This is a genomic window from Nocardioides soli, assembly GCF_014191495.1.
In the GTDB taxonomy this organism is placed as follows: domain Bacteria; phylum Actinomycetota; class Actinomycetes; order Propionibacteriales; family Nocardioidaceae; genus Nocardioides; species Nocardioides soli.
Genome location: NZ_JACHWR010000001.1, coordinates 1292286 through 1317597, shown reverse-complemented (window position 1 = coordinate 1317597; position 25312 = coordinate 1292286). Strand labels below are relative to the sequence as shown.

The window sequence follows — 25312 nt, the reverse complement described above, 5'->3', positions numbered from 1 at the left end:
CGGCGCTCCTGAGGATCGTGGGGCATGTGGGATCAGGCCTTGAAGCCGCGGTAGCGACGCATGGCCTTCATGATCATCCAGGCGGTCTGGAGGACGGTGATGACTCCGAGGATGGGCCAGCCCACCGCCAGGATGTCGGAGCGCAGGCTGATCGGGAGCTGGAGCCAGATCGCCGCACTCACCGCGAAGATGAACAGGAAGGCGACGAACGGGTAGAGCCACGCGACGCCCTTGCCGCGCTCGGCCTTCGCCTGCGCCGCCCAGTTGTCGGTCTGCTGGCGGCTGAAGAACTTCAGCCACGCCCGGATGAAGTGGCCCATCCGGATCACCATGTACGACTCGGCCGGGACCATCAGCAGCGCGAAGAGATAGTCGCGTCTGTTGACGAACTCCATGGACCGGGCGACCCGGAAGTTCAGCCAGATCGCGGCCGCGGGCGGGATCAGCCACCACGGGCTGAACACGAACGCGTGGATGTTGAGCGAGCCCGCGAGCAGCAGCACGAACATCGTCCGGGTGAGGATGTTGAGCACCATCGACATGTGCTCGAACCAGCGCAGTCGCAGGTTGGGGTGGAACGGCTGCCCGCGGGTGTCGCCGCGCTGGCCGGGCCACATCAGGTCGATCGCCCCGAAGTTCCACTTCACCTGCTGGGCGTCGAGCGCCCGCAGCGTGGTCATGCCGCCCACGTGGGCGCGGGCCCGGGCGGAGATCTTGGTGAGGTAGCCGGCGCTCTTGATCTGCAGCGAGAGCAGGGAGTCCTCGACCTCGCTGTCGTTGACCCAGGGGGTGCGCTGGTGGCTGTCCTTGAGCACGTCGCGCAGCGCCTGCGTGGAGAAGATGGAGAACTGGCCGCCGAGGACCGCCATGTTGCGGCCCTTGAGCAGGTTCTGCATGTTGAACGCCGAGAACTGGGCTCGCTGCCCGGCGATCAGGAACTTCGACATCCAGCCGTCGAGGGCGCTGTCGTCGATGGAGTAGATCGCGGAGATGCCGCCGATCCGGGCGTCGCTCGAGATCTCGTCGACGAGGTGCTGCACGGCGTCCGGCTCGGGCGTGGTGTCGCCGTCGACGCCGAGCAGGTAGTCCATGGTCTCGACGAGGGAGTAGCCGTAGTTGAGCGCGCCGACCTTCTTGTCGGGGTTCTTGCCGATGTCGTGGACGTAGATCGCCGTCTCCTGCTCGCCGGTCGGCGTCATCCGCTTGTGCGGTCCGGCGTAGTGGCTGGCGATCTCGACGGAGTCGTCGGAGGAGTTGTTGATGATGACGTGGATGACGTCGGGGAGCCGGGTCTGCTGGAGCAGTGAGTCCAGCACGCCGGCGATGGTCTCGGCCTCGTTGTAGGCCGGGATGATGCAGCCGACCGTGGGCCGGTAGGTCGGGAGCTCCTGCACCTCGCCCTGGTACTGGTCGGCGTACGCCGCGAGATCGGGGTCCGCGAGTCGCACGTACTGGTCGTCACCGGTCGCGGCGAACTGCTGCGTGCCCGTGTCGTTCACGTCCACGTGGTCTCGTCTCCCGTGCTACGGCGCCGCCCGTGCGACACCCCCATGGTGTGACGCTCAGTCTGGTCGGCCAGCCTCAAGACGCCACACGGGAAATCCCAAAGATCGGCTCAAGTATGGTCCAGACCAGGTGGTCTAGGCGGCATTTCTCGGAAGGCGACCCGGGGTGCGACCGGTCACATCTGCCCCTCGGGCAGGGGAAGCGAGCGCGACACGCCGGGCCGGTGCGGCGTGTCGTCACCGTTTCACCGGGCGGCCGGTGAAACGACGTCGGCCTCCGGGCGGCAGCGCTGGACCGCGACCTACCTGGCCCGAGGCCCACATGCCCCGGCCGCGACGGGTTGCCAGGCCGGAGCGGGGGTGCCGGTCGACCGGTGCGACGGCGACGCCTCAGCGTGGCAGCGCGCTGGACCGCCACCCACCAGGCCCGTGCGGCAGCGCGCGTCGCACCTGGCGGTGGTGTGCCGCCCACTCGGGCACGCGCCGCGGCGCGGGCGACGGGGCGTCGCCGGCCGCGGCGAGCACGGCGACGATCGCCGCGATCTCCTCGGGCGTGGCGTCGCCGTGGACGACGCGCAGCATCGGGCGCTGCGGCACGGTCTCCGGGGTTGCGGATGCCTCGTCACTCACCGTGGGCTCCTCCTGCTCCTGTGGTCGCGGTCGCTTCTGGCCGCGGGTTGCTCTCGCGACCCCACTCACAGCGGGATGTTGCCGTGCTTCTTGGCGGGGAGGATCTCCCGCTTGGAGCGGAGCAGCCGGAGCGCGCGGACGATCTCGACGCGGGTCTCGTGGGGCGAGATGACGGCGTCGACGTACCCGCGCTCGGCGGCGATGTAGGGGTTGGCGAGCGTGGTCTCGTACTCGTCGATCAGCTCGGCGCGCTTGGCCTCGACGTCCCCACCCTCGTCCTGGACCGCCTTGAGCGTCTTGCGGTGCAGGATGTTGGCCGCGCCCTGGGCGCCCATCACCGCGATCTGCGCGGTCGGCCAGGCGAGGTTCATGTCGGCGCCGAGGTGCTTGGAGCCCATCACGTCGTACGCGCCGCCGTAGGCCTTGCGGGTGATCACCGTGACCAGGGGGACCGTCGCCTCGGCGTAGGCGTAGATCAGCTTGGCGCCGCGGCGGATGATGCCGTTCCACTCCTGGTCGGTGCCGGGCAGGAAGCCGGGCACGTCGACGAAGGTGATCACCGGGATGTTGAACGCGTCGCAGAAGCGGACGAAGCGCGCGGCCTTCTCGGAGGCATCGATGTCGAGGGTGCCGGCGAACTGCATCGGCTGGTTGGCCACCACCCCGACCGAGTGCCCCTCGACCCGGCCGAAGCCGACGACGATGTTCGGCGCGAAGAGCTCCTGGACCTCGAGGAACTCCTCGTCGTCCACGACGGTCGTGATCACGTCGCGGATGTCGTACGGCTGGTTCGGCGAGTCCGGGATGATCGTGTCGAGCGCCCGGTCCAGGTCCGAGAACTCGGTGTCCGCGACCTCCTCGTACGCCGGGACCTCGTCGAGGTTGTTCTGCGGCAGGTAGGACAACAGCGCCTTGACGTACTCGATCGCGTCCTCCTCGTCCGAGCCCATGTAGTGAGCGTTGCCGGACTTGGTGTTGTGCGTGCGCGCGCCGCCGAGGTCCTCCATCGTGACGTCCTCGCCGGTGACGGTCTTGATGACGTCGGGGCCGGTGATGAACATGTTCGAGGTGCCGTCGACCATGATCGTGAAGTCGGTGACGGCGGGGGAGTAGACGTGCCCGCCGGCGCAGGAGCCCATGATCATCGAGATCTGCGGGATCACGCCCGAGGCGTGCACGTTGCGGCGGAAGATCTCGCCGTACAGGCCGAGCGAGACCACGCCCTCCTGGATGCGGGCGCCGGCGCCCTCGTTGATGCCGATGATCGGGCTGCCGGTCTTGATGGCGAGGTCCATCACCTTGGTGATCTTCTCGCCGTAGACCTCGCCCAACGAGCCGCCGAAGACGGTGAAGTCCTGGGAGAACACGCACACCTGGCGGCCGTCGATGGTGCCGTAGCCGGTGACCACGCCGTCGCCGTAGGGCCGGTTCTTCTCGAGCCCGAACGCCGTGGAGCGGTGCCGCGCCAGCTCGTCGAGCTCGACGAAGGAGCCCTCGTCGAAGAGCATCTCGATCCGCTCCCGGGCGGTCTTGCGGCCCTTGGCGTGCTGCTTCTCGACGGCCTTCGCGGACCCGGCGTGCACCGCCTCGTCGAGACGTCGGTCCAGGTCGGCGAGCTTGCCCGCCGTGGTGTGGACGTCGATGTCGGCGGGGACGTCGGTACCTTCGCCTGGCTGCACGCTCATGGGGGTCGGCTCCTCTTCGACAGGCCTACTGACACGGTGTTGGGACCGTGGGCCAATCTAGTGCCCGTGACCCGCGATGCCATGAGACGCCCATCACTCGACGCCGGGCGCCTCGCGGCGCTCGCGACCGGACTGGACGTCGAGGTGCTGCCCGAGGTGACGTCGACGAACGCCGTCGCCGCCGACCGCGCCCGCGCCGGCGCTCCCGAGGGGCTGGTCGTCGTGGCCGAGCACCAGACCGCGGCCCGCGGTCGCCTCGACCGCAGCTGGTCGACCCCGCCGCGCTCGGCGCTGCTGTTCTCGGTGGTGCTGCGTCCGACCGTCCCGGCGGCCGAGTGGCCCTGGCTGCCGTTGCTCACCGGGCACACCGTCGCCAAGGCGCTGCGCGGAGCGGGGTACGACGCCGGCGTGAAGTGGCCCAACGACGTCCTGCTCGGCGACCCCTCGGGCGAGAGCCGCAAGGTGGCCGGCATCCTCGTCGAGCGGGTGGACACGCCGACCGGACCGGCGGCGGTGGTCGGGATCGGTCTCAACGTGTCGGTCACCGCCGACGAGCTGCCCGTGCCCACCGCGACGTCGCTGGCCATCGCCGGCGGCGCGGAGCCGGACCGCACCGAGGTGCTGGCGACGGTGCTGAACGCGCTCGTCGAGGCCTACGACGCCTGGCAGGTCGGTGGCGAACAGGCGCGTGACCGGCTCGCGTCGTCGTACGCCGCTGCGTGCGTGACCGTCGGCCGCGACGTCCGGGTGCTGCTGCCCTCGGGCGATCCCCTCGTCGGGCGGGCCACCGGAGTGGACCGCGACGGGCGGCTGGTGGTGGCCGGGCCGGAGGGCTCCACCGCCGTGGGCGCCGGCGACGTGGTCCATGTGCGCCCCGCCCGGTAGCCCTCGATCGGTGACATGATCTGCCCGTGGCCATCTCACGCAGACTGCTGAACGACGGCGAGAGCGTCGTCATCGACACCCGCACCCACGTCAAGGCCCTGCTGTGGCCGCTGATCCTGCTGGTGGTGCTGCTGGCGGTGGGCACCTACGTCCAGGTGCAGTGGGACCAGAGGGTCGCGTACGTCGTGTGGGCGATCGTCGCGGTCGCCGTCGTGTGGTGGGTGCTGCGGCCGGTGATCGTCTGGGCGACCGCGTCGTACACCTTCACCGACCGGCGGCTGATCACCCGCAGCGGCGTCCTGGTGCGCCGCGGCCACGACATGCCGCTGGCCCGGATCAGCGACATCGCCTACGAGTTCGGCCTGATCGACCGGATGCTGGGCTGCGGCACGCTGCTGATCTCGGACGCGAGCACGCACGGCACGATCAAGCTCCACGACATCCCGCGGGTCGAGGAGACCCAGCGGAAGGTCAACGAGATGCTCCAGAGGATCCACGACCGCTCGGGCGGACATGACGGAGTCTGACCAGCCGCACGAGTCCACCGAGGGCGGCCGGGGCCCCAAGGACCTCGAGCGCGCGATCCTCGGCGAGGCGCCGACCTTCAACGCCGCGGAGATCGCGACCCGCACCGGGGTGACGATCGAGGAGGCGCGCCGGCTCTGGCGGGCGCTGGGCTTCCCGGAGCACGGCCTCGAGACCGCGTTCACCGACGCCGACGCCGAGGCGTTGTCGTCGATGCTGGCCATCGTGCGGTCGGGCGCGGTCGACTTCGACCTGGCGCTGAACCTGACCCGCGCCGTCGGCCAGACCATGGCCCGGCTCGCCGACTGGGAGGTCTCGACGCTGGTCACCCGCGTCGAGGAGCTGGCCGGCGACCCGGAGGGCACCGACAGCCGCACGGTCTCGGCGCTGCGCCTCGTCGACGACCTCAGCGCGCCGTTCGAGGAGCTGCTGATCTACGTGTGGCGCCGGCATCTCGCGGCGGCCGTCGCCCGCGTCGAGGCGCTGCGGGCCAACGAGGAGGACCTCAACACGGTCCAGCTCACCGTCGGCTTCGCCGACATCGTCAGCTTCACCGCGCTCTCCAACCGGTTGAGCGAGGACCGCATCGGCGACCTGGTCGAGCTCTTCGAGTCCCGGTGCGCCGACGTGGTCGCCGCGCAGCGCGGCCGGGTCATCAAGAGCATCGGCGACTCGGTGCTCTTCGTCAGCGACGATCCCGTCCGCGCCTACGACATCGCGGAGGGCATCATCAACGTCGTCGGTCGCGACCCGCGGATGCCCGACGTACGCCTCGGGCTCGCCAGCGGGTCGGTCGTGATGCGGCTCGGCGACGTCTTCGGCCCGCCGGTCAACCTGGCCGCGCGGCTGACCGCCGTCGCCCGGCGCAACCGGATCATCATCGACGCGGCCACCGCCGGGCTGTTGCCCGCCGACGAGTTCGAGACCCGGCGGCTGCCCGCCCGCCCGGTCCGCGGCTTCGGCATCGTCGAGCCGGTGGCCGTGCGCCGGGCCTGACCAAACCCGAGGAAATTCACCGAATCCACCCCGTGATCCGCATCACGTTCCTACCGTGTGCAGGTGATCGAGGTGCAGGGCATCCGGCTCGACCCCGACGAACGTCGCGCGTGGCGAGGGGATCAGGAGATCACCCTGTCGCGCAAGGAGTTCGACCTCGTGCACTGCCTGATGCGGCACGCCGGCACCATCGTCAGCCGGGCCGAGCTGATGGAGGAGGTCTGGGAGACGACGTTCTGGACCTCGTCGAAGACCATCGACGTGCACCTGGGCTGGGTACGCCGCAAGCTCGGCGATGATGCCCGGGAGCCCTTCCTGATCACGACGATCCGCGGTCAGGGCCTGCGTTTCGAGACCCAGGACCACCGGCAGCCGCTCTGAAGACGTCGCCTAGGCTGCGGGTGTGCCCGAGCCCGCCCCGCCCCTCGCGCCCACTCTCGCCGTGATCGGCGGCGGACAGCTGGCCCGGATGATGGCCGAGCCGGCTGCCGCGATGGGGCTGCCGCTCCGCCTGCTGGCCGAGGCCGAGGGCGTCTCGGCCGCCCAGGTGATCCCCGACCACACGGTCGGCGACTACCGCGACCTCACGACGCTGCGCGAGGTGACCGCGGGCTGCCCGGTCGTCACCTTCGACCACGAGCACGTGCCGACCGAGCACCTGCACGCCCTCGAGGCCGACGGCGTCGCCGTGCGGCCCGGACCCGAGGCGCTCGTGCACGCCCAGGACAAGGGCGTGATGCGCGAGCGGCTCGCGGCCCTCGACGTGCCGTGCCCGCGCAACGCGATCGTCACGTCCGCCGCCGAGGTCGAGGACTTCGGCTTCCCGTGCGTGCTCAAGACGACCCGAGGCGGGTACGACGGCAAGGGCGTGTGGTTCGTGCGGGACGCCGCCGAGCTGGAGAAGGTCGGTGCGGAGGCGTTCGCGGCCGCGACCACGTCGGGCGTGCGGATCATCGCCGAGGAGCTCGTCGACTTCCGGCGCGAGCTCTCCGCGCTCGTCGCCCGCTCGCCCAGCGGTCAGGCCGCGGCGTACCCCGTCGTCGCCTCGACGCAGAAGGACGGCATCTGCCACGAGGTGATCGCGCCGGCGCCCGACCTGTCACCTGAGCTCGCGGGCCGGGCGCAGGAGATCGCGCTGCGGATCGCCGGCGCGCTCGACGTGACGGGCGTGCTCGCGGTCGAGCTGTTCGAGACCGACGACGGCCGGATCCTCGTCAACGAGCTCGCGATGCGCCCGCACAACACCGGGCACTGGACCCAGGACGGCGCCGTCACCTCGCAGTTCGAGAACCACCTGCGCGCCGTGCTCGACCTGCCGCTCGGGGCGCCGGAGCCGCGGGCCCGGTGGACGGTGATGGTCAACATCCTCGGCGGCCCCGACGCGGGCGTCGGCCGCCTCTACGACGGCTACCCGCACGCGCTCGCGCGCGATCCCCACCTGCGGGTGCACCTCTACGGCAAGGAGCTGCGGCCCGGCCGCAAGGTCGGCCACGTCAACGCCTACGGCGACGACCTCGACGACTGCCTCGAGCGCGCGCGGCACGCCGCCTCGTGGTTCCGTGGCGACCTCGGAAACGAGAGTGAGTGAGATGGCGGACCAGCCTCGCGTGGGCATCGTGATGGGCTCCGACTCCGACTGGCCGGTGATGAAGCTGGCCGCCGAGGCGCTGGGCGAGTTCGACATCGCCTACGAGGCCGACGTGAAGTCGGCCCACCGGATGCCCGAGGAGATGCTGGCCTACGGGCGTGAGGCCGCCGAGCGCGGCCTGTCGGTGATCATCGCGGGCGCCGGGGGAGCGGCGCACCTGCCGGGCATGCTCGCCGCCGTGACGCCGCTGCCGGTGATCGGCGTGCCGGTGCCGTTGAAGTACCTCGACGGCATGGACTCCCTGCTCTCGATCGTGCAGATGCCCGCGGGTGTCCCGGTGGCCACCGTCGCCGTCGGCGGGGCGCGCAACGCCGGCCTGCTCGCCGTGCGCATCCTCGCCGCCACCGACCCGGCGCTCCAGGACCGGATGCGCACGTTCCAGGCCGAGCTGCGCGAGTCGGCGTACGAGAAGGGCAAGGTCGTCCGCGGCGACGCGGGTGGACGGCGCGTCGGCTTCTAGGGTTTCGAGGCTCCTCGCTGGCGCTCGTCGCACCTCAACCACCGTCACGGTGGTTGAGGTGCGAAGGCCGCCAGGCCTGAGCCTCGAAACCACCGGCCTCACCCCTTGACGGACGCTGCCGGGTTCCGCACCGTGGTCGCATGTCGCTGACGGCGGGCTGCGTGCTCTGCTCGGCACCGGTGGTCGAGTCGGACGGCGAGTGGTCCTGTCCCGAGCACGGCGCGACCGGGCCGCTGTGGCGTGCGCCCGAGGCGTCGTACGACGCGTTCGCGGAGCACCTGCGCACGGCCGGGACCTTCCCGACCTACGTACCGTGGCCGATGAGCCCGGGCTGGTCGGTGACCGACTTCGCGGTGGTCGCCGCGCGGCCGGGCCGGGCGACGGCGGCGCTGACCTGCACCTCGGGCACCAGCGAGCTCGACGGTCCGGTCGACGTGCTGGTCGTCGCGGAGGAGGCGGGCACCGGGCTGGGCGCCCGCTGTGCCGGCACCCGCTACACCGACCCCGGGCACGAGATCGGCGACCGCGCGCCGTCGGCGCGGGTGCGGATCGGCAGCCAGTCCGTCAACCTGTGGGACATCTCGACGAGCGGCTTCGACGGCGAGTTCGACCGGTCCGTGCTGGCCGGGGAGGCCGCCGGGAGGTGGCTCTGGATCGTGCTCCGGCCGGCCTCGGCCCTGCTGCTCCTGCGCGACGACTGGATCCTGCGCGACGTGTCGGCCGCCGGCCCGCAGCTGGTCGAGCTGCCCTTCGGCGGGCACCGGCCCGGCTGGTGAGGTCCGTGGAGCCTCTAGGGTGACGCCTGTGCGCATCGACCTGCACACGCACTCACGCGCCAGCGACGGCACCGACACCCCGACCGAGCTGGTGCACGCCGCGGCGCGCGCCGGCCTCGACGTGCTGGCGATCACCGACCACGACACCGCCGAGGGCTGGGCCGCGGCCGCGGCCGCCGCCGACGACGTCGGGCTCACGCTCGTGCCGGGCATGGAGATCAGCACCCGCCACCACGGGCGCAGCGTGCACCTGCTGGCCTACCTGCCCGACCCGGCCTACCCGCCGCTGGCCGCGGAGCTCCAGAAGGTGCTCCACGGTCGGGCCGAGCGGGTGCCGACGATGGTCGAGCGGCTCAACGGCCTGGGCATCGACATCACCCAGGACGACGTACGCCGGGCGTCGGCGGGCGCGGTCGCGTCGGGGCGGCCGCACGTCGCCGACGCGCTGGTCACCCTCGGGGTGGTCGTCGACCGCACCGAGGCGTTCGACCGCTACCTCGGCTGGGGCAGGCCCGCCCACGTCGACCGCTACGCGGCCCCGCTGGAGACCACGATCCGGGCGGTCGCCGGTGCCGGCGGGGTGTCGGTCATCGCGCATCCGTGGGGACGCGGCGGCCTGGGCCGCCCCGACGAGGCGACGCTCGCGGAGCTGCAGGCGGTGGGGCTGGCCGGCATCGAGGTCGACCACCAGGACCACGACCCGGCGACCCGGGGCCGGCTGCGGGCGATGGCCCGCGACCTCGGCCTGGTCGCCACCGGGTCGAGCGACTACCACGGGATCGGCAAGGCCGACCACGACCTCGGCTGCAACACCACCCACCCCGCGGAGCTGGAGCGGCTGCTGGCGCTCGCCGCCGACGCGTCCGCGCGCAGCGGGCGGGCGACGCCGACCGTGGTCACCGCCGGCCGAGCGACTGGAACCGCCTGAGCACCGGGGTCGGGACGATCCGCGCCAGCCGGGCGATCACGCGGTACTGCGGGCTCGGGATCGACCACACCCGGCCCTTCTCGTGGTCGTCGAGCGCGGTCGCCACCAGCTCGTCGGCGTCGAGCCACAGGAAGCCCGGCGCGGAGCCGCGCGAGACGTCCATCCGCTCGTGGAACTCCGTCCTGGTGAACCCCGGGCACAGGCAGGTCACGGTGACGCCCCGGTCGCGGTACTCGTAGGCGGCCCACTCGGAGAAGGAGTTCACCCACGCCTTGGCGGCGCTGTAGCTGCCGCGGGGCAGGAACGACGCCACGCTCGAGACGTTGATGACGCCGCCGCGACCGCGCTCGGCCATCGGGCCCAGCGCGGCGTGGCTCAGCCGCATCACCGCCGTCACCAGCACGTCGAGCATCGCCTGCTCGTCGTCGACCGCGTTGTCCAGGAAGCGCCTCTTCAGGCCGAAGCCGGCGTTGTTGACCAGCAGGTCGACCGGGCGGTTGCGGTCGGCGAGCCGGGCCTCGACCGCGGCCAGCTGCCCGCGGTCGACCAGGTCGGCCGGCAGCACCTCCACGTCGACGGCGTACGTCGAGCGCAGCAGCTCGGCCTCGGATTCCAGTCGCTCCCGGTCGCGCGCGACCAGCACCAGGTCGTGGCCCCGGCCGGCGAGCTGGTGGGCGAAGGAGCGGCCGATGCCGGCGGTGGCGCCGGTGACGAGCGCGGTGCGCCTCGAGTCGGACATGCCGTCGAGTCAAGCAGGTGTCGCCACGATGCGGCGACGCCGGTCCGGCATGATGGGCCTCGATGAGCACGACACTCGCGGTGGCCAACCAGAAGGGTGGCGTCGCCAAGACGACGACGGTCGCATCCGTCGGGGTTCGACCCGGTCGAGTCCCTCGGCGGTGCCCGGTCGTGGGCGGAGGCGCGCGAGGAGGTCATCGTGATCGACTCCGAGGCGATGAACTGGGACGCGGTCCCCAACCCCGGCCCGATGCCCGGCCTGTTCATCAAGTACCTCCACGTCGACCCCGTCACCGGCTTCTACACCCGCCTGGTGCACGCCCAGGAGGGCTGGAGCGACCACCGCCTCGCGCACCACCCGTGCTACGAGGAGGCCTACACCACCCAGGGGCTGATGGAGTACAACTTCGGCACCCTCGACCTCGGCACCTACTTCTTCCGCCCCGCCCGGGTCAAGCACGGCCACTTCACCTCGATGGAGGGCGGCTGCACCTGGCTGCTGCGCTCCGACGGCGAGCTGGCCAACTGGTACACCCAGAACGAGTGGGTGCGCTGGGGCGGCGAGGGCGTCAACTACGGCCCGAACGGTCTCGACGACAGCCCGCACCCGGCCACGCGCTGGGCGCACTCGACGCACGACCTGGCGCAGCCCTGGCGCACCGAGGAGGACCTGGCCCACCTCACCGTCTCGTGGCAGTTCCAGAAGGACCAGGGTCAGTTCGACGACCCGGTCCGGCCGCACGGCACCGGTGCCGACCCGTCGCTGATCGCGATCGCCAAGGCACTCGACGCCCAGAACCTGCAGGGCGGGCACGGCGACCACGCGCACGACCACTCGCACGACCACGACCACGACCATGACCACGAGGGCCACGACCACGCGCACGAGTCGGAGGATGCGGGCGAGACCCGCGAGGTGATCGACCTCGACTGGGGCTGGAGCGGCAAGGACACCGAGCACGCCGCCGAGCGCACCGACGAGCACGCGCACAACTGGGGCGCGGGCCGGAAGTGGAAGCAGGGCGACCCGATCCCCGCCCCGATCCTGTCGAGCATGCCGGTCCGCAGCCGCTCCCGCGGCCGCTGGGACGGCGACGGGATGTGACCGGTCGATGACCCCTTCGGCGACTGAGGTCCGGTTCGAGGTCCGTGACGGCGTCGGGCACGTGCTGCTCGACGGCCCGGACACGATGAACAGCATCACCCCGCAGGTGCTCGACGCCCTCGAGGTCATCCTCGACCGTGCCGAGGCCGACGGCAGCGTGCGGGTGCTCGTGATCCGGGGCGCCGGCACGGCGTTCTCGGTGGGGATGGACATCGACTACCTCGGCGAGTGCTTCGCGGACCCGGCTGGCGTCTTCGTGCCGTTCACCACCCGGTTCCACGCCCTGCTCGACCGGCTCGAGGCGCTGCCGATCCCCGTGGTCGCCGCGGTCAACGGGCTGGCCCGGGCCGGTGGCCTGGAGCTGCTGCTGGCCTGCGATCTGGCGGTGGCCGCGGACTCCGCACGGGTGGCCGACCACCACATCGAGTTCGGCATCGTGCCGGGGGCCGGCGCGACCGTCCGGGCGGTGCGCAAGCTCGGTGACCAGCGGGCCCGTGAGCTGCTGTTCACGGGCCGCTGGTTCACCGGCGCCGAGATGGTCGAGCACGGCCTCGCGGTCCGGGCGGTCCCGGCCGACGGGCTCGACGAGGCCGTCGCCGACCTGGCCGGCTCGATGAGCCGGCGCTCGCCCGAGTGCCTCGCGTCGATGAAGCGGCTGGTCGGCCTGGCCGGCGACCTGGCCCAGGCCGACGCGCTCGCGGCCGAGCGGGCGGAGTTCGCCCGCTTCCACGCCGAGGTGCCCAGCAGTGCCGAGGGCTACCGCGCGTGGGTCGAGAAGCGGGAGCCGGTGTGGACCCGGTGACGCGCACGACCACTACGGAGGAGGTGGTGGTCACCGGCGAGCTGGTGGCCACCCTCCTCGACGCGGCGGGCTTCGTCCATCCGCTGTTCGACGCCTCGAATCCGGACCGGCCGCTGCCCGGCCAGGGGGTCCTGCTGTTGGTGGGCGGGATGCTCGAGCGCTCCGGCGCGCTCGACCACGCGATCGCGATGGTCGGCCTCGACGACGTCCGGTTCCGCACGATGGTCCGGGCGGACGACCGGATCCGCGCCGCACTCCAGCTCCGCAGCGCCCGCACCACGAGCGGCGGGTCCCGGATCGAGACCTTCGGCTGCACGGTGCACAACCAGTTCGACGTGGTCGTGCTGGAGGCGACCGTGCAGATGCTCGTGCAGCCGATCGAGAACGGCCCATCCACCCGAGAGGAACAGTTGTGAGTGAGCAGCAGCCGGCGGCGACGGCCGCACCGGTGACCCGCAGGGACGGGTGGCAGGGGAGGTTCTACGAGGACTTCGAGATCGGCGATCTCTACCAGCATCCCCTGGGCCGCACGGTCAGCGAGGCCGACAACACCTGGTTCACCCTGCTCACGATGAACACGAACCAGATGCACTTCAACGCGGAGTACGCCGCGAAGTCCGAGTTCGGCAGGCCACTGGTCGTCTCGACCTTCACGGTCGCAATCGCCGTCGGCCAGAGCGTCACCGACATCACCCAGAACGCCTTCGCGAACCTGGGCTGGGACGACATCAGGATGACCCACCCGGTGTTCGCCGGCGACACGCTCTTCAGCGAGTCGCTGGTGATCGAGAAGAGGGAGTCGGGCAGCCGGCCCGGTGCCGGGATCGTCACGGTCCGCACCCGGACGCTGAACCAGGACGGCAAGGAGGTCTGCTCCTTCCGGCGGACGTTCTACGTCTACAAGCGCGGCGCGGCCGAGGTCAGCGACACGTTCCCGCAGGCCGAGACGGCCCTCAGCCTCGAAGGTGCGTGAGGGAATGCTCGAGCTCACCTACCAGCCGTGGGGCGAGACGCTCGCCGAGCAGGACGACGCCGCCCGCCGCGCGGAGCGCGCCGGCGCGACGGTGCTCTGGACGCCGGAGATGCACCGCAGCGCGACGATCTCGGCGGCCTCGATGGCGCAGGCGACCACCAGCGCGGCCGTGGGCACCGCGATCGCGCTGGCCTTCACCCGCAGCCCGATGATCACCGCCCTGGAGGCACTCGACCTCGACGAGCTGGCCGGCGGGAGGTTCGTGCTCGGCCTCGGCTCGGGCGTGCAGCGGCTCAACGAGCAGTGGCACAACGCCCGCTGGGGCAAGCCGGTCGGTCACGTCCGTGAGACCGTGCGCAACATCCGGACGTTCTGGGAGACCTGCACGACCGGAGAGACCATCGACCTCGACGGTGAGTACGAGCCGATGCGGATCCGCGGCTACGAGCGCCCGTTCCCCGTGCTGCGCACCGACATCCCGATCTACCTCGCGGCGATGGGGCCGGTGATGACCCGCACCGCGGGGGAGATCGCGGACGGCTGGATCTCCCACGAGCTGTGCTCTCCGGGCTACCTCTCCGAGCGGATCCTGCCCGACCTGACCGCCGGGATCGAGCGTGCCGAGCGCAGCTGGTCGGCGTTCAAGATCGTGGTCTCCGCGTGCTGCTCGATCGCCGACGACCGCCGCAGCGCGGTCTCCCGGATCGCCGGGCTCGTCGGCTTCTACGCGAGCGTGCGCACCTACGCCGACTTCTTCGCCTTCCACGGGCTCGCCGAGGAGCAGGACGCCGTGGTGGCGGCCTTCCGCGGCGGCCGCGGTGCCGATCACCTCGGTGACGTCGTGTCCGACCGGATGGTCGACGCGCTCACGCTCACCGGCACCCGCGAGGAGGTCCGGCAGCGCCTCGCGGCGTACGACGGCATCGCGGACGCGGTGAAGCTCTCGCCGCCCACGCACGGGCTGCCCGCGGACGAGACCCGCGCGGCGCAGGACCAGATCATCGCCCTGATCGGCGAGCTGAGCGGGAGGGCCGCATGAAGCCCCTCGAGGACGTCCGGATCATCGCGGTCGAGCAGTACGGCGCCGGCCCGTTCGGCAGCGTGCACCTGGCCGATCTCGGTGCCGAGGTGATCAAGATCGAGGACCCGCGGGTCGGCGGCGACGTCGGGCGCTACGTGCCGCCGTACGCCGAGGGCGAGGACTCGCTCTTCTTCGAGACCTTCAACCGCAACAAGCGCAGCCTCTCGCTCGACCTCGCGACCCCTGAGGGGCGTGAGGTCTTCGAGGAGCTGGTGCGGGTCTCCGACGTCGTCTACTCCAACCTGCGCGGCGACGTGCCGGCGAAGATCGGCATCACCTACGACGACCTCAAGCACCTCAACCCGCGGATCGTGTGCTGCTCGCTGACCGGCTTCGGGATGACCGGGCCGCGGGCCAAGGAGCCGGGCTACGACTACATCCTGCAGGGCCTCGCCGGCTGGATGGATCTGACCGGGGAGCCGGACGGCCCACCCACCAAGTCGGGGCTGTCGATGGTCGACTACAGCGGCGGGTTCGTCGCCGCGATCTCGCTGCTCGCCGGCCTGCACGCCGCCAGGCGCGACGGCGTCGGCATGGACTGCGACGTCAGCCTCTACGACACCGCGGTCGGGCTGCTGACCTACCCGGCGACCTGGCACCTGAACGCCGGGTTCCAGCCGGTGCGCACCCACCACTCCGCCCACCCGTCGCTGGTGCCCTTCCAGGCGTTCGAGGCCCAGGACGGCTGGCTCGTGGTGGGCTGCGCCAAGGAGAAGTTCTGGCAGCGGCTCGCCGTGGTCGTCGAGCGGCCGGAGCTGGCGACCGATCCGCGGTTCGCCACCTTCGCCGACCGGCAGCGCAACGCCGGGGAGCTGCTGCCGCTGCTGGAGGCGATCTTCGCCGAGCGGCCGGTCGCGGCCTGGCTGAAGCTGCTCTACGAGGCCGCGATCCCGTGCGGGCCCATCAACGACGTACCGGCCGCGCTGCAGGAGCCGCACACGCAGGCTCGGGGACTCGTGGTGGAGACCGAGCACCCGACGTTCGGCACGGTGCGGCAGGTGGCCTCCCCGGTGCGGGTCGGGAGCGAACCGGTGGAGTACCGGCGGGCGCCGTCGCGCAACGAGGACTTCCGCTACGTGCTCAAGGAGGTCGTCGGCTGGACCGACGACCGGATCAGGGGCCATGTCGCCGCGGGTGCCTTCGGCGCGGAGCTGACGGAAGCCCAGAGATGAACCCAGGCATGACGCCGGTCGCGGCCGCGCTCGCCGAGTGGGGCATCGCCCTGCGCGACGACGACGTACCCGGGCGGATCCGGGAGGCGGCCGTCCGGCACCTGGCCGACGGGTTCGGTACGGCGGCGGCCGCGGTCCGCTCGGGCGCGGTGGCGCCCGTGGTCGAGGTCGCCCGTCGGCTCGGCGGCCCACCGGAGGCGACGCTGCTCGGCGGCCCGGACCGGGTCGGCAGCGCCGCGGCGGCGCTCGCGACCGGCGCGCTCGTGCACGCGCACGACTTCGACGACACCCACGCGGGCGGGCTGGTGCACCCGACCGCGGTGGTGCTCCCGGCCGCCCTGGCGGTCGGCCAGGCCGCGGGCGCGACCGGGCGCGACCTGGTCACCGCGGCCGTGGTCGGGTACGAGACCGTGTGCCGGATCGCCGCGGCGGTGCCGAACGGCTTCCACGACCGCGGGCTGCACGCCACGTCGGCCGCCGGGGTCTTCGCCGCCGCACTCGTCACCGCACGGCTGTCGGGCCTGGACGGCGCGCGGGCCACCGACGCCCTCGGTATCGCCGGCAGCTCGGCCGGTGGGCTCCTGGAGTTCCTCGGCAGCGCCGCGTCGACCAAGCAGCTGCACCCGGGCCTGGCGTCGATGAACGGCGTGACCGCCGCGCTCCTGGCGGGCGCCGGCGCGACCGGGCCGGCCACCGTGCTGGAGGGCCAACGCGGTCTCTACGCCGCGCTCGTCGGTGCCCCGCCCGACCTCGACGTGGTCGGCGGCGACCTCGGGCGACGCTGGGAGACCGGCCGGATCGGCATCAAGCCCTATCCCGCCTGCCAGCTGATGCACGCCACCCTCGACGCGGTCGCCGCGGCGGTCGCGGGCCGGGAGGTCCGGCCCGCCGACGTCGCCGAGGTGGTGGCCGCGGTGCACCCCGACTCGGCGGCGGTGGTGTGCGACCCCGACCGCGACCTCACCCGGCCACGCGGTCCGTACGACGCGAAGTTCTCCCTGCCCTGGTCGGTCGCGGCGTTGCTCCTGGACGGCTCGGTCTCCGAGAGCACCTACGCGGTCGACTCGGTGCAGCGCGCGGAGGTCGCGGCCCTCGCCGGGCGGGTGCGGACCGAGTCCGCGCCCAGCGACCGCGTCGCGGCCGACGCGTGCGGCCGGGTCCGGATCCGGCTGCGTGATGGCCAGGTGCTCGAGGGCGCGGTCGACCGGAGCGCGGGCGGACCGGACGCCCCGCTGTCGACCGAGAGCCTGCGCGCCAAGTTCCTCGCCAACGCCGGCGGCGGCCCGGCCGCCCACCGGCTGTGGCTCTCCCTGGTCGCCCTCGACGAGCTGGGCGACCTGTCCGACCTGACCGATCAGTTCCTGGAAGCAGTTGTGGAGGAAGCCCGATGAGCACCCCCTCGGCGATCAAGCCCGCCGATTTCCCGTGGTTCCCCTACGAGGGGTTCACCTTCTCGCTGGGGCTGACGTCCGGCCCGGACGCCTGGATCTCGGGGCACACCGCGTCCCGCCTGGACCCGGGCGCCGCGAAGATGGTGGTCACCGGGTCCATGGCCGAGCAGGCGCGCACGGCGTACGACAAGGTGCTCACGATCCTGGAGGCCGCCGGCCTGGGCGCCGGCGACATCGTCAAGGTGACCGAGAACGTCACGCTCGCCGGGCTCCCGGAGTACGCCGCGGTCGAGCAGGTGCGCGAGGAGGTGCTCGGCGACGCCGTCGCGTCGGTGACCACGATCGTCGTGGAGCGGCTGGTGCGCTCGGCGGCGCTGCTCGAGGTCGAGGTGCACGCCGGCACCGGCGGCGGCCGGCTGCTGGTCGCCCGCTCGGACACCGCGGGCCGGGGGACCTGGACCTCCTCGCCCGTGGTGGAGGCCCACCAGGGCACGGTCTACCTGCCCACGATCATCCCGTGGGAGGACGGCGAGGTCGTCCACCCCGGAGACCTCGTCGGGCAGTACGCCTGGTGCCTGGACCGGGCCGACCAGCTGCTGCGCCGGGCCGGGCTGTCGCTGGACCATGCGGTGACCACCTACGACTACACCACGCCGGAGACCCGGGGCACCTACCGCAAGGTCCACCACGTCCGGAAGGACCGGCTGGGCGGCGCGGGCGTCTACCCGGGCGCCGGCGGCATCGTGATGAGCCGGCTGCACCGGCCCGGGGTGCTCGTGGCGCTGGACGTGACCGCGTCCCGGCACCCGCTGGAGGCGGTCAACCCCGGCTGGTCGCGCTACGACACGCTCACCTACTCGCCGGGTGTGAAGGCCGGCCGGACGCTGTTCATGTCCGGCTTCGCAGCCCTCGACATGGAGACCCAGCAGGCGCTGCACCCCGGTGACATCGGCGCCCAGGCGGAGGTCACCTACCAGGCCCTCCTCGACGTGCTGGCGGCCGCCGGCACCGGTCCGGAGCATCTGGTGCAGACCCTGGAGTTCTGCGCGATCGAGGCGCTGCGCGACTACCGCCTGGTCGCGCCCGTCCGCGAGCGGCTGCTCTCGCCGCCGTGGCCGGCGTCGACCGGCGCGATGTGCGCCGGCCTGCTGCGCCCGGAGTTCCTGCTCGAGGTCTTCGCCACCGCACTTCTCCCGGAGCCAGGGCTGTGAGCGGCATCGCCCCGGGCGGCGGTGCGTGGGCAACCGTTTCCGGCATGGGAGCGGTTGCTGGCGCACCGCTACCCGGAGCGACGCCCGGGCGGCGGTGCGTGGGCAACCGTTTCGGGCGTTGGAGTGGTTGCTGGCGCACCGCTGCCCGGCACCGCGCGGCCGGGCACCGCACCGCGCTGCTCCCGGAGCCGGCGCGATGAGCGGCCTGGCCGAGCACGCGGCGGCGCTCGTCGGCCGCCGGACCGTCTACACGGCACCGGAGGAGTTCGGAGCCGCGGCGTTCCGCTACTACGCGCGCGCCGTCGGCGACCACAACCGGCTCTACACCGACGCCGGTTACGCGCGCACGCACGGCTACCGCGACGTGGTGGCGCCGCCGACGCTGGTGTGCGAGACCAACCAGTACGCCGACCTGCCGATGGACGCGGAGGGGTACGCCGGGCACACCTGGCGCATCGAGATCCCGGACACCCGCACCGTGCGCGGCGGCAACTCCTACGTGTTCCACCGGCCGGTGCACCCCGACGACCGGATCACCGCGACCTGGGAGATCCTCGACGCGCGGGTGAAGACCGGCCGGCAGGGCGGGGAGATGCTCGTGGTCACCTCCCGGGCGACGTACACCAACCAGGCGGGGGAGCGGCTGGTGGAGAACACCGAGACGATCATCTTCGTGTCCCTGGAGGCGCCGCGATGAGCCCGGCGACGAGCACGGTGCCGAGCGGGCCGCCGGCGGTCCGCGAGCTGACCATCGGGATCGCCGACATGATCGCCTACGCAGGCGCCACCTGGGACTGGCACCGCCTGCACTACGACCCGGCGTACCTCTCGGAGAAGCGGCTCGCCGCACCCGTGGTCGACGGGCAGGTCTTCGGCGCCCTCGTCGCGGCCCAGGCCCAGGACTGGGCGGGACCCGGCTGGCGCCTGGCCGAGCTCGAGTTCACCTTCCGCAACCTGGTCTTCGCCGGCGAGCGGGTGCGCTGCGAGGCCGAGGTGGTGCGCAGCGGGGACGACGGCGTCGAGCTGCGCCACCGGGTCGTCGTGATCGACGCCGACGGTGTCGAGGAGCGGGTCGCCGTCGAGCCGGCCCGGTCGTTGCTGGTGCTGCAGCCGAGGCGGTGCGCGCCGTGAGCGGGGTGGCGATCGTGGGGGCCGCCGAGTGCGATCTGGGGGTGACCGGCCGCAGCATCCTCGCGCTGCAGGCGCAGGCGATCACCCGGGCGCTGGCCGACGCCGGGCTGACCCTCGCCGACGTCGACGGCCTCGCGACCAGCGGGGTCTCCCGGTTCTCCGCGACGCAGGTGGCCGACTACCTCGGACTGCAGCCGGCATGGACGGAGTCGACCTTCGCGGGCGGCTCGGCGTTCGAGATGTACGTCGCGCGCGCCGCCCAGGCGATCGAGGCCGGGCAGGTCGAGGTCGTGGTGATCTCGTTCGCGTCCAACCAGCGCTCGGCCCGGTCGCGCTCGCTCACCGGCACGCTGGAGCTCCAGATGCCCGAGGCCCAGTTCGAGGCGCCGTACGGCCCGCTCTACCCGATCTCCTACTACGCGATGGCCGCGCAGGCCTACCTGCACCGCTACGGTCAGACCCCGGACAAGCTGGCCGAAGTGGCCGTCGCGGCCCGGGAGTGGGCGCTGCTGAACCCGCGGGCCTTCCGCCATGACGCCGGCCCGCTCACCGCCGACGACGTGCTCGCCACCACGATGGTCTCGACGCCGCTGCGCACCGGCGACTGCTGCCTGGTCACCGACGGCGGGGGAGCGGTCGTGCTGACCTCGCTGGAGCGCGCCCGCGACCTGGCGCGACCGCCGGTGCGGGTGCTCGGCTACGGCGAGTCGGTCACGAACACGTCGATGACCGCCGTCGACGACCTGACCACCACCGGGGCGGTCGCCTCGGGCGCGGCCGCCTTCGCCCGGGCCGGGCTCACCCCGGCCGACGTCGACGTCGCCCAGGTCTACGACTCCTTCACGATCACCGTCGCGCTGAGCCTGGAGGCACTCGGCTTCTGCGGTCGCGGCGAGGCCCTCGACTGGATCGGGGGCGGCCGGATCCGGCCCGGCGGCGACTTCCCCCTCGACACCTCCGGCGGCGGGCTGTCCTACTGCCATCCGGGCCAGTTCGGCATCCTGCTGCTGGTCGAGGCGGTCCGCCAGCTGCGCGGTGAGTGCGGCGCGCGGCAGGTCGCGGGCGCCGAGGTGGCGCTGGCCCATGGCACCGGCGGCATCCTGTCGTCCCACGCGACCGTGCTGCTGGGGGTGGACCGATGATGCTCCGGCCGGTGGTGCCCCGGGTGGGCGGTGGGCTGTCCACCTCCTCGCGGCGGGCTTCGGTGGATTGCTCACCGCTGCCGGCCGATGCTGCCGTGCGGCGGTGTGTCAGCAACCGTTGGGCGGGGTCGGATGGTTGCGTGCTCACCGCTGCCGGCCGATGCTGCCGTGCGGCGGTGTGTCAGCAACCGTTGGGTGGGGTCGGATGGTTGCGTGCTCACCGCTGCCGGCCGATGCTGCCGTGCGGCGGTGTGTCAGCAACCGTTGGGTGGGGTCGGATGGTTGCGTGCTCACCGCTGCCGGTCGACGCTGCCGTGCGGCGGTGTGTCAGCAACCGTTGGGTGGGGTCGGATGGTTGCGTGCTCACCGCTGCCGGCCGATGCTGCCGTGCGGCGGTGTGTCAGCAACCGTTGGGTGGGGTCGGATGGTTGCGTGCTCACCGCTGCCGGCCGATGCTGCCGTGCGGCGGTGTGTCAGCAACCGTTGGGTGGGGTCGGATGGTTGCGTGCTCACCGCTGCCGGCCGATGCTGCCGTGCGGCGGTGTGTCAGCAACCGTTGGGTGGGGTCGGATGGTTGCCAGCTCACCGCTGCCCGGCCGACGAGCCAGGAGGCTGCCCGATGACGGACGCTGAGATCTCGCCCGGCGACGAGGTCACGACCCCTTGGTGGGACGCCACCCGGCAGCGCCGGCTGACCGTCCAGGCGTGCGCCTGCGGCCACCATCAGCACCCGCCCCGCGCGGTCTGCATCCGTTGCGGCAGCGCCGACGGCCTGAGTCAGGCCGACGCGGGTGAGCACGGGGTCGTGGACTCCTGCACCGTCGTCGAGCGGCCGGCTCCCGGACACACCGCGCCGTACGTCGTGGCGCGGGTCCGCCTGCCCAGCGGCGTGCTGCTGTTGTCCAACGTGGTGACCGAGCACCCCTACGACGTCGCGGTCGGAGACCGTCTCCGACTCGCCTGGCGGCCGCTCGCGGACGGGCGAGCACTGCCGCTGTTCCAACCCGACCGGAAGGCTTGACGTGGACTTCACCCTGACCGAGGAGCAGCGCGACTTCCAGGCCCTGCTGCGCACGTTCGTCGACAAGGAGATCGTGCCGGTCGCCCGGGAGTGGGAGCACAGCGGGCGCTATCCGACCGAGATCGTCGACGGGATGAAGGAGATGGGGCTCTTCGGCATCACCGTCCCCGAGGAGTACGGCGGGCTCGACCTCGACCCGGTCTCCTTCGCGCTGGTCTTCGAAGAGCTGTCCCGCGGCTGGATGGGCATCGCGGGCATCCTGGGCAGCCACTCCCTGGCCTGCCGGATCATCGCCCTGCACGGCACGACGGAGCAGCAGCAGCGGTACCTGCCGGCGCTGGCGACCGGCGAGCGACGTACCGGCATCGGCCTGACCGAGCCCGACGCCGGCACCGACCTGCAGGGCATCCGCACCACCGCGCGCCTCGACGGCGATCACTACGTCGTCAACGGCACCAAGATGTGGATCACCAACGCGCGGTACGCCGACCCGCTGCCGGTGCTCGTCAAGACCGACCCGCAGGCGAGCCCGGCGCACGCCGGCATGAGCCTGCTGCTGGTCGACGCCGACCTGCCCGGCTTCGAGGTGCTCCGCGACATCGACAAGCTCGGCTACAAGGGCACCGAGTCGTGCGAGGTGCTCCTCGACGGCGTCCGGGTCCCGGCCGACCGGTTGGTCGGCGGGGTCGAGGGCAAGGGCATGCAGCAGGCGCTCTCGGGCCTGGAGTGGGGGCGGGTCAACATCGCCGCCCGGTCGGTGGGCATCGCCCAGCGCGCCTACGAGGAGGCTCTGGCGTACGCCCAGCAGCGCAAGGCGTTCGGGCAGCCGATCGCCGATTTCCAGGCGATCCAGCTCAAGCTCGGCGACCTGGCCACCGAGGTGCAGGCGGCGCGGCTGATGGCCTACTGGGCCGCCGACGCTGTACGCCGCGGGCGTGCCGACGGCGCCACCGGCATGGCCAAGATCTTCTGCTCCGAGGTCGCGCTCGCGTCGGCCATCGACGCGATGAAGGTGCACGGCGGCTACGGCTACTCGACCGAGTACGAGGTCGAGCGGCTCTACCGTGACGCCATGTTGATGAACATCGGCGAGGGCACCAACGACATCCTGCGCACGGTCGTGGCCCGAGCGGTGGTCACGGGCAAGACAGTCATCGGCTGAATCGAGAGGTGTGAGCATGGCAGCGCTACAGGACAAGCGGATCGTCGTCACCGGGGCCAGCCGTGGCCTGGGTGAGGCGATGGCCGTCGGATACGCCCGCGAAGGCGCGCGCCTGGTGCTCGCCGCGCGCTCGCGGGACGACCTCGAGCGGGTGCGGGCGCTCTGCGCCGACGCCGGGGCCGAGGTGCACGTGTGCGTGACCGACGTGGCCGAGGAGGACCAGGTTCAGTCGCTGGTGCGCACCGCCGTCGCCGAGCTCGGCGGCATCGACGTCTTCGTCGCGAACGCGGGTACGTCGTACCCCGGGCTCACCGACAAGCGGTACACCACCCTGGACACCTACGACGCCGACATCGTCGAGCGGGTGATGCGGGTCAACGCGATCGGCATGTGGTCGTGCATGAAGGCCGCCATCCCGGTGCTCGACGAGGGTGCCAGCTTCATCGCGATCGGCTCGGAGACCGGCCGGATCGCCCGCGCCGGGTCCGGCATCTACGCGGTCTCCAAGGCCTGCGTCGACGTGCTGGTGACCATCGCCGCCGGCGAGACGGCCGAGCGCGGGGTGCGGGTGAACTGCCTGACCCCGGGCGGCATGGTCGACACGCACCTGTTCGGGCCGGACAAGATGCCCGAGCACCTCAAGCAGCTCCCGATGGGCTACTCCGAGCCGGGCGTCATCGTGCCCGCGGCGGTCTGGCTCGCCAGCGACGAGTCGCGGGCGGTCAACGGTGCCCAGCTGTCGGGCCGGCACTTCAACGCCACCGGCGCGGCACAGGTCCTGGCGGAGCTCGCGGGCGACACCGGCGCGGCGGGGTCGACCGCGGTCGCCGGATCGGTCTGAGATGGAGCCCCGCGCCGCCGTCCGCAGCCATCTCTACGTGCCGGGGGACCGGCCCGAGCTGTTCGCCCGGGCGCTGCAGCGCGGGGCCGACGCCCTGATCCTCGACCTCGAGGACGCGGTCGCCTGGCCCCGCAAGCAGCGGGCGCGTGAGGCGGTGGCGGAGTTCGTCGCCGGCCACGCCGTCAGCGACGATCCCACCCAGCTCTGGGTGCGCGTCAACGCCGAGTCGTGGCGCGACGACGTCACCGCGGTCGTCGCGCCCGGCCTCTCGGGGCTCTGCCTGGCGAAGACCCCCGGCGCGGCGTACGTCGCGGCCGTGGCGGCGCTCCTCGACGAGCTCGAGGACGCTCGTGGCCTCGACGTGGGCGCGGTGGCGCTCTCGCCCCTGTTGGAGGACGCGGCGGCCGTGCTGGCTGCGCCCGCGATCGCGGCCGCGTCGCGCGTGGCGCGGCTCCAGGTGGGCGAGGTCGACCTGGCGGCCGACTGCGGGATCGAACCAGGCGCCGACGGTGCCGAGCTGGCCTGGGTCCGTGGTCAGGTCGTGCTGGCCTCGGCGGCGGCCCGCATCGAGGCCCCGGTCGGCCCGGTGACGACCGACTTCACCGACCTCGACGCCCTGCGGTCCTCGACCGACGCCCTGCGCCGGATGGGCTACGGCAGTCGCGCCTGCATCCACCCGGCCCAGGTCACGGTCGTCAACGACGTGTTCACCCCGCGGCCCGACGAGATCGACCGCGCCCGCGAGATCGTGGACCGGTTCGAGCGCGCCGAGCAGGCCGGCGACGGCGTGCTGCTCGACGCGGACGGCCGGATGATCGACCTCGCCGTCGTCCGCAACGCCCGCCGGGTGCTCGCGCGCGCCGGCTCATGACGGGGTCCGTCGACGGCCTCCGCGCCGTCGACCTTCACGAGGTCGCGGCCACCTCGGCCGGCTGGGTCGATCAGGAGATCCCCGGCGGCTCGGCACCCGTACGGTTGCACCGATTGTGGCTGGACCGCGCGAGCAAGGCGTCGGTCTCGCTGGTCCGCTTCCCCCCGGGGTGGGAGCGGATGGCGACGGGCAGCTACGCGGTGGCCGAGGAGTTCGTGGTGCTCGCGGGCGTGTTGGAGATGAACGGTCGGCGTCACGGCGCCGGCTGTTGGGCGTTCGTGCCCGCCGACGCGTGTCGACAGGACACCCGCACGCCGGACGGAGCCCTGGCGCTCGCCTGGTTCGGCGGGGTCCCGACCTGGCAGCCCGGGTGGTACGACGTACGCCGGCGCACCGCCTCCGGTCCCGCGGACGTCCTCGGCGTGCTGATGGCGTCGAGCGCCGGGCACGGGGGCTCCGAGGTCGTCAGCGGCCCGCTGGCGCCCGCGGCGAAGGCCCGTGACGCCCTGGACGTCGAGCGGTGGACCTGGACGTGGCTCCCCGCCGGCGCCGGCCTCCCGGCTCGCGTGGATCGGCTGCTGGTCCGCTCCTGGTGAGCCGGTGGCGTCGACCACGCTCGCTGCGCTCGCACCT

Annotated in this window: 28 protein-coding genes; 24 read left to right on the top strand and 4 right to left on the bottom strand. The window is 72.5% G+C overall.

Annotated elements, in window-relative coordinates; all coding sequences use genetic code 11:
* Positions 1-32: 32 nt before the first annotated feature.
* The 3 genes from FHU40_RS06690 to FHU40_RS06680 form a co-directional block, all read right to left on the bottom strand.
* Positions 33-1505, bottom strand: coding sequence for a glycosyltransferase family 2 protein (locus FHU40_RS06690; RefSeq protein WP_183591447.1), 1473 nt, complete (start codon positions 1503-1505; stop codon positions 33-35).
* Positions 1506-1895: 390 nt separating this feature from the next.
* The gene (locus FHU40_RS06685; protein WP_343057759.1) at positions 1896-2135 is read right to left on the bottom strand and encodes an acyl-CoA carboxylase epsilon subunit; all 240 of its coding nucleotides are present in this window, start codon (positions 2133-2135) and stop codon (positions 1896-1898) included.
* Between the two features lie 65 nt (positions 2136-2200).
* Positions 2201-3820, bottom strand: a complete 1620-nt coding sequence (locus tag FHU40_RS06680) for an acyl-CoA carboxylase subunit beta (RefSeq protein ID WP_183591446.1) — start codon at positions 3818-3820, stop codon at positions 2201-2203.
* An 81-nt stretch (positions 3821-3901) separates the two neighbouring features.
* Between FHU40_RS06680 and FHU40_RS06675 the strand changes: the two genes are divergently transcribed.
* The 8 genes from FHU40_RS06675 to FHU40_RS06640 all read left to right on the top strand — a co-directional run bounded on the left by FHU40_RS06675 (position 3902) and on the right by FHU40_RS06640 (position 10038).
* Positions 3902-4705, top strand: a complete 804-nt coding sequence (locus FHU40_RS06675; protein WP_183591445.1) for a biotin--[acetyl-CoA-carboxylase] ligase — start codon at positions 3902-3904, stop codon at positions 4703-4705.
* Between the two features lie 26 nt (positions 4706-4731).
* Positions 4732-5232: a PH domain-containing protein gene (locus FHU40_RS06670; RefSeq protein WP_183591444.1), complete on the top strand. Its 501-nt coding sequence runs from the start codon at positions 4732-4734 to the stop codon at positions 5230-5232.
* On the top strand, positions 5219-6226 hold the full coding sequence (locus tag FHU40_RS06665; protein ID WP_183591443.1) for an adenylate/guanylate cyclase domain-containing protein: 1008 nt from the start codon (positions 5219-5221) through the stop codon (positions 6224-6226). Before FHU40_RS06670 ends, FHU40_RS06665 begins: the two co-directional genes overlap by 14 nt.
* Before the next feature lie 63 nt (positions 6227-6289).
* Complete coding sequence (locus FHU40_RS06660; protein ID WP_183591442.1) at positions 6290-6607, top strand: winged helix-turn-helix domain-containing protein; 318 nt, start codon at positions 6290-6292, stop codon at positions 6605-6607.
* A gap of 22 nt (positions 6608-6629) precedes the next feature.
* Entirely contained in the window at positions 6630-7814 is a 1185-nt protein-coding gene (locus FHU40_RS06655; protein WP_425490155.1) for a 5-(carboxyamino)imidazole ribonucleotide synthase, read from the top strand.
* Between the two features lies 1 nt (position 7815).
* Positions 7816-8334 carry a 5-(carboxyamino)imidazole ribonucleotide mutase gene (gene purE, locus FHU40_RS06650; protein ID WP_183591441.1) on the top strand — a complete coding sequence of 173 codons (519 nt, stop codon included), beginning with the start codon at positions 7816-7818 and terminating at the stop codon, positions 8332-8334.
* 140 nt (positions 8335-8474) lie between these two features.
* Positions 8475-9110, top strand: a complete 636-nt coding sequence (locus tag FHU40_RS06645; protein WP_183591440.1) for a DUF6758 family protein — start codon at positions 8475-8477, stop codon at positions 9108-9110.
* 28 nt (positions 9111-9138) lie between these two features.
* Positions 9139-10038 carry a PHP domain-containing protein gene (locus FHU40_RS06640; protein WP_183591439.1) on the top strand — a complete coding sequence of 300 codons (900 nt, stop codon included), beginning with the start codon at positions 9139-9141 and terminating at the stop codon, positions 10036-10038.
* On the opposite strand, the gene FHU40_RS06635 is transcribed toward FHU40_RS06640, so the two are convergent.
* Complete coding sequence (locus FHU40_RS06635) at positions 10007-10777, bottom strand: SDR family NAD(P)-dependent oxidoreductase (RefSeq protein ID WP_183591438.1); 771 nt, start codon at positions 10775-10777, stop codon at positions 10007-10009. The two genes, FHU40_RS06640 and FHU40_RS06635, sit on opposite strands and share 32 nt — an antisense overlap.
* Before the next feature lie 96 nt (positions 10778-10873).
* On the opposite strand from FHU40_RS06635, the gene FHU40_RS06630 reads away from it, so the two are divergent.
* The 16 genes from FHU40_RS06630 (at position 10874) to FHU40_RS06555 (ending at position 25275) form a co-directional block, all read left to right on the top strand.
* Positions 10874-11881, top strand: coding sequence for a DUF4437 domain-containing protein (locus tag FHU40_RS06630; protein ID WP_221199519.1), 1008 nt, complete (start codon positions 10874-10876; stop codon positions 11879-11881).
* Between the two features lie 7 nt (positions 11882-11888).
* Positions 11889-12683: an enoyl-CoA hydratase/isomerase family protein gene (locus tag FHU40_RS06625; protein WP_183591436.1), complete on the top strand. Its 795-nt coding sequence runs from the start codon at positions 11889-11891 to the stop codon at positions 12681-12683.
* Positions 12680-13099 carry a MaoC family dehydratase gene (locus tag FHU40_RS06620; protein WP_183591435.1) on the top strand — a complete coding sequence of 140 codons (420 nt, stop codon included), beginning with the start codon at positions 12680-12682 and terminating at the stop codon, positions 13097-13099. The genes FHU40_RS06625 and FHU40_RS06620 overlap by 4 nt, the downstream gene beginning before the upstream one ends.
* Positions 13096-13656: a MaoC family dehydratase gene (locus FHU40_RS06615; RefSeq protein WP_343057756.1), complete on the top strand. Its 561-nt coding sequence runs from the start codon at positions 13096-13098 to the stop codon at positions 13654-13656. The genes FHU40_RS06620 and FHU40_RS06615 overlap by 4 nt, the downstream gene beginning before the upstream one ends.
* Before the next feature lie 4 nt (positions 13657-13660).
* Positions 13661-14695, top strand: coding sequence for an LLM class flavin-dependent oxidoreductase (locus FHU40_RS06610; RefSeq protein ID WP_183591434.1), 1035 nt, complete (start codon positions 13661-13663; stop codon positions 14693-14695).
* Positions 14692-15909 carry a CaiB/BaiF CoA transferase family protein gene (locus tag FHU40_RS06605; protein WP_183591433.1) on the top strand — a complete coding sequence of 406 codons (1218 nt, stop codon included), beginning with the start codon at positions 14692-14694 and terminating at the stop codon, positions 15907-15909. The genes FHU40_RS06610 and FHU40_RS06605 overlap by 4 nt, the downstream gene beginning before the upstream one ends.
* A complete protein-coding gene (locus FHU40_RS06600; RefSeq protein WP_246389974.1) occupies positions 15906-17300 on the top strand; it encodes an MmgE/PrpD family protein in 1395 nt (464 codons plus the stop codon). Before FHU40_RS06605 ends, FHU40_RS06600 begins: the two co-directional genes overlap by 4 nt.
* Complete coding sequence (locus FHU40_RS06595; protein WP_183591432.1) at positions 17297-18511, top strand: RidA family protein; 1215 nt, start codon at positions 17297-17299, stop codon at positions 18509-18511. The genes FHU40_RS06600 and FHU40_RS06595 overlap by 4 nt, the downstream gene beginning before the upstream one ends.
* A 196-nt stretch (positions 18512-18707) precedes the next feature.
* Complete coding sequence (locus tag FHU40_RS06590) at positions 18708-19208, top strand: FAS1-like dehydratase domain-containing protein (protein WP_183591431.1); 501 nt, start codon at positions 18708-18710, stop codon at positions 19206-19208.
* Positions 19205-19642, top strand: coding sequence for a MaoC family dehydratase (locus FHU40_RS06585; protein ID WP_183591430.1), 438 nt, complete (start codon positions 19205-19207; stop codon positions 19640-19642). Before FHU40_RS06590 ends, FHU40_RS06585 begins: the two co-directional genes overlap by 4 nt.
* Positions 19639-20784, top strand: coding sequence for an acetyl-CoA acetyltransferase (locus FHU40_RS06580; RefSeq protein WP_183591429.1), 1146 nt, complete (start codon positions 19639-19641; stop codon positions 20782-20784). Before FHU40_RS06585 ends, FHU40_RS06580 begins: the two co-directional genes overlap by 4 nt.
* Before the next feature lie 619 nt (positions 20785-21403).
* Entirely contained in the window at positions 21404-21805 is a 402-nt protein-coding gene (locus FHU40_RS06575) for a Zn-ribbon domain-containing OB-fold protein (RefSeq protein ID WP_183591428.1), read from the top strand.
* A gap of 1 nt (position 21806) precedes the next feature.
* Positions 21807-22967: an acyl-CoA dehydrogenase family protein gene (locus tag FHU40_RS06570; protein WP_183591427.1), complete on the top strand. Its 1161-nt coding sequence runs from the start codon at positions 21807-21809 to the stop codon at positions 22965-22967.
* A 16-nt stretch (positions 22968-22983) separates the two neighbouring features.
* Positions 22984-23808, top strand: coding sequence for an SDR family NAD(P)-dependent oxidoreductase (locus FHU40_RS06565; RefSeq protein WP_183591426.1), 825 nt, complete (start codon positions 22984-22986; stop codon positions 23806-23808).
* Between the two features lies 1 nt (position 23809).
* Entirely contained in the window at positions 23810-24679 is an 870-nt protein-coding gene (locus FHU40_RS06560) for an HpcH/HpaI aldolase/citrate lyase family protein (RefSeq protein WP_183591425.1), read from the top strand.
* Complete coding sequence (locus FHU40_RS06555) at positions 24676-25275, top strand: DUF4437 domain-containing protein (RefSeq protein WP_183591424.1); 600 nt, start codon at positions 24676-24678, stop codon at positions 25273-25275. Before FHU40_RS06560 ends, FHU40_RS06555 begins: the two co-directional genes overlap by 4 nt.
* Positions 25276-25312 lie beyond the last annotated feature (37 nt).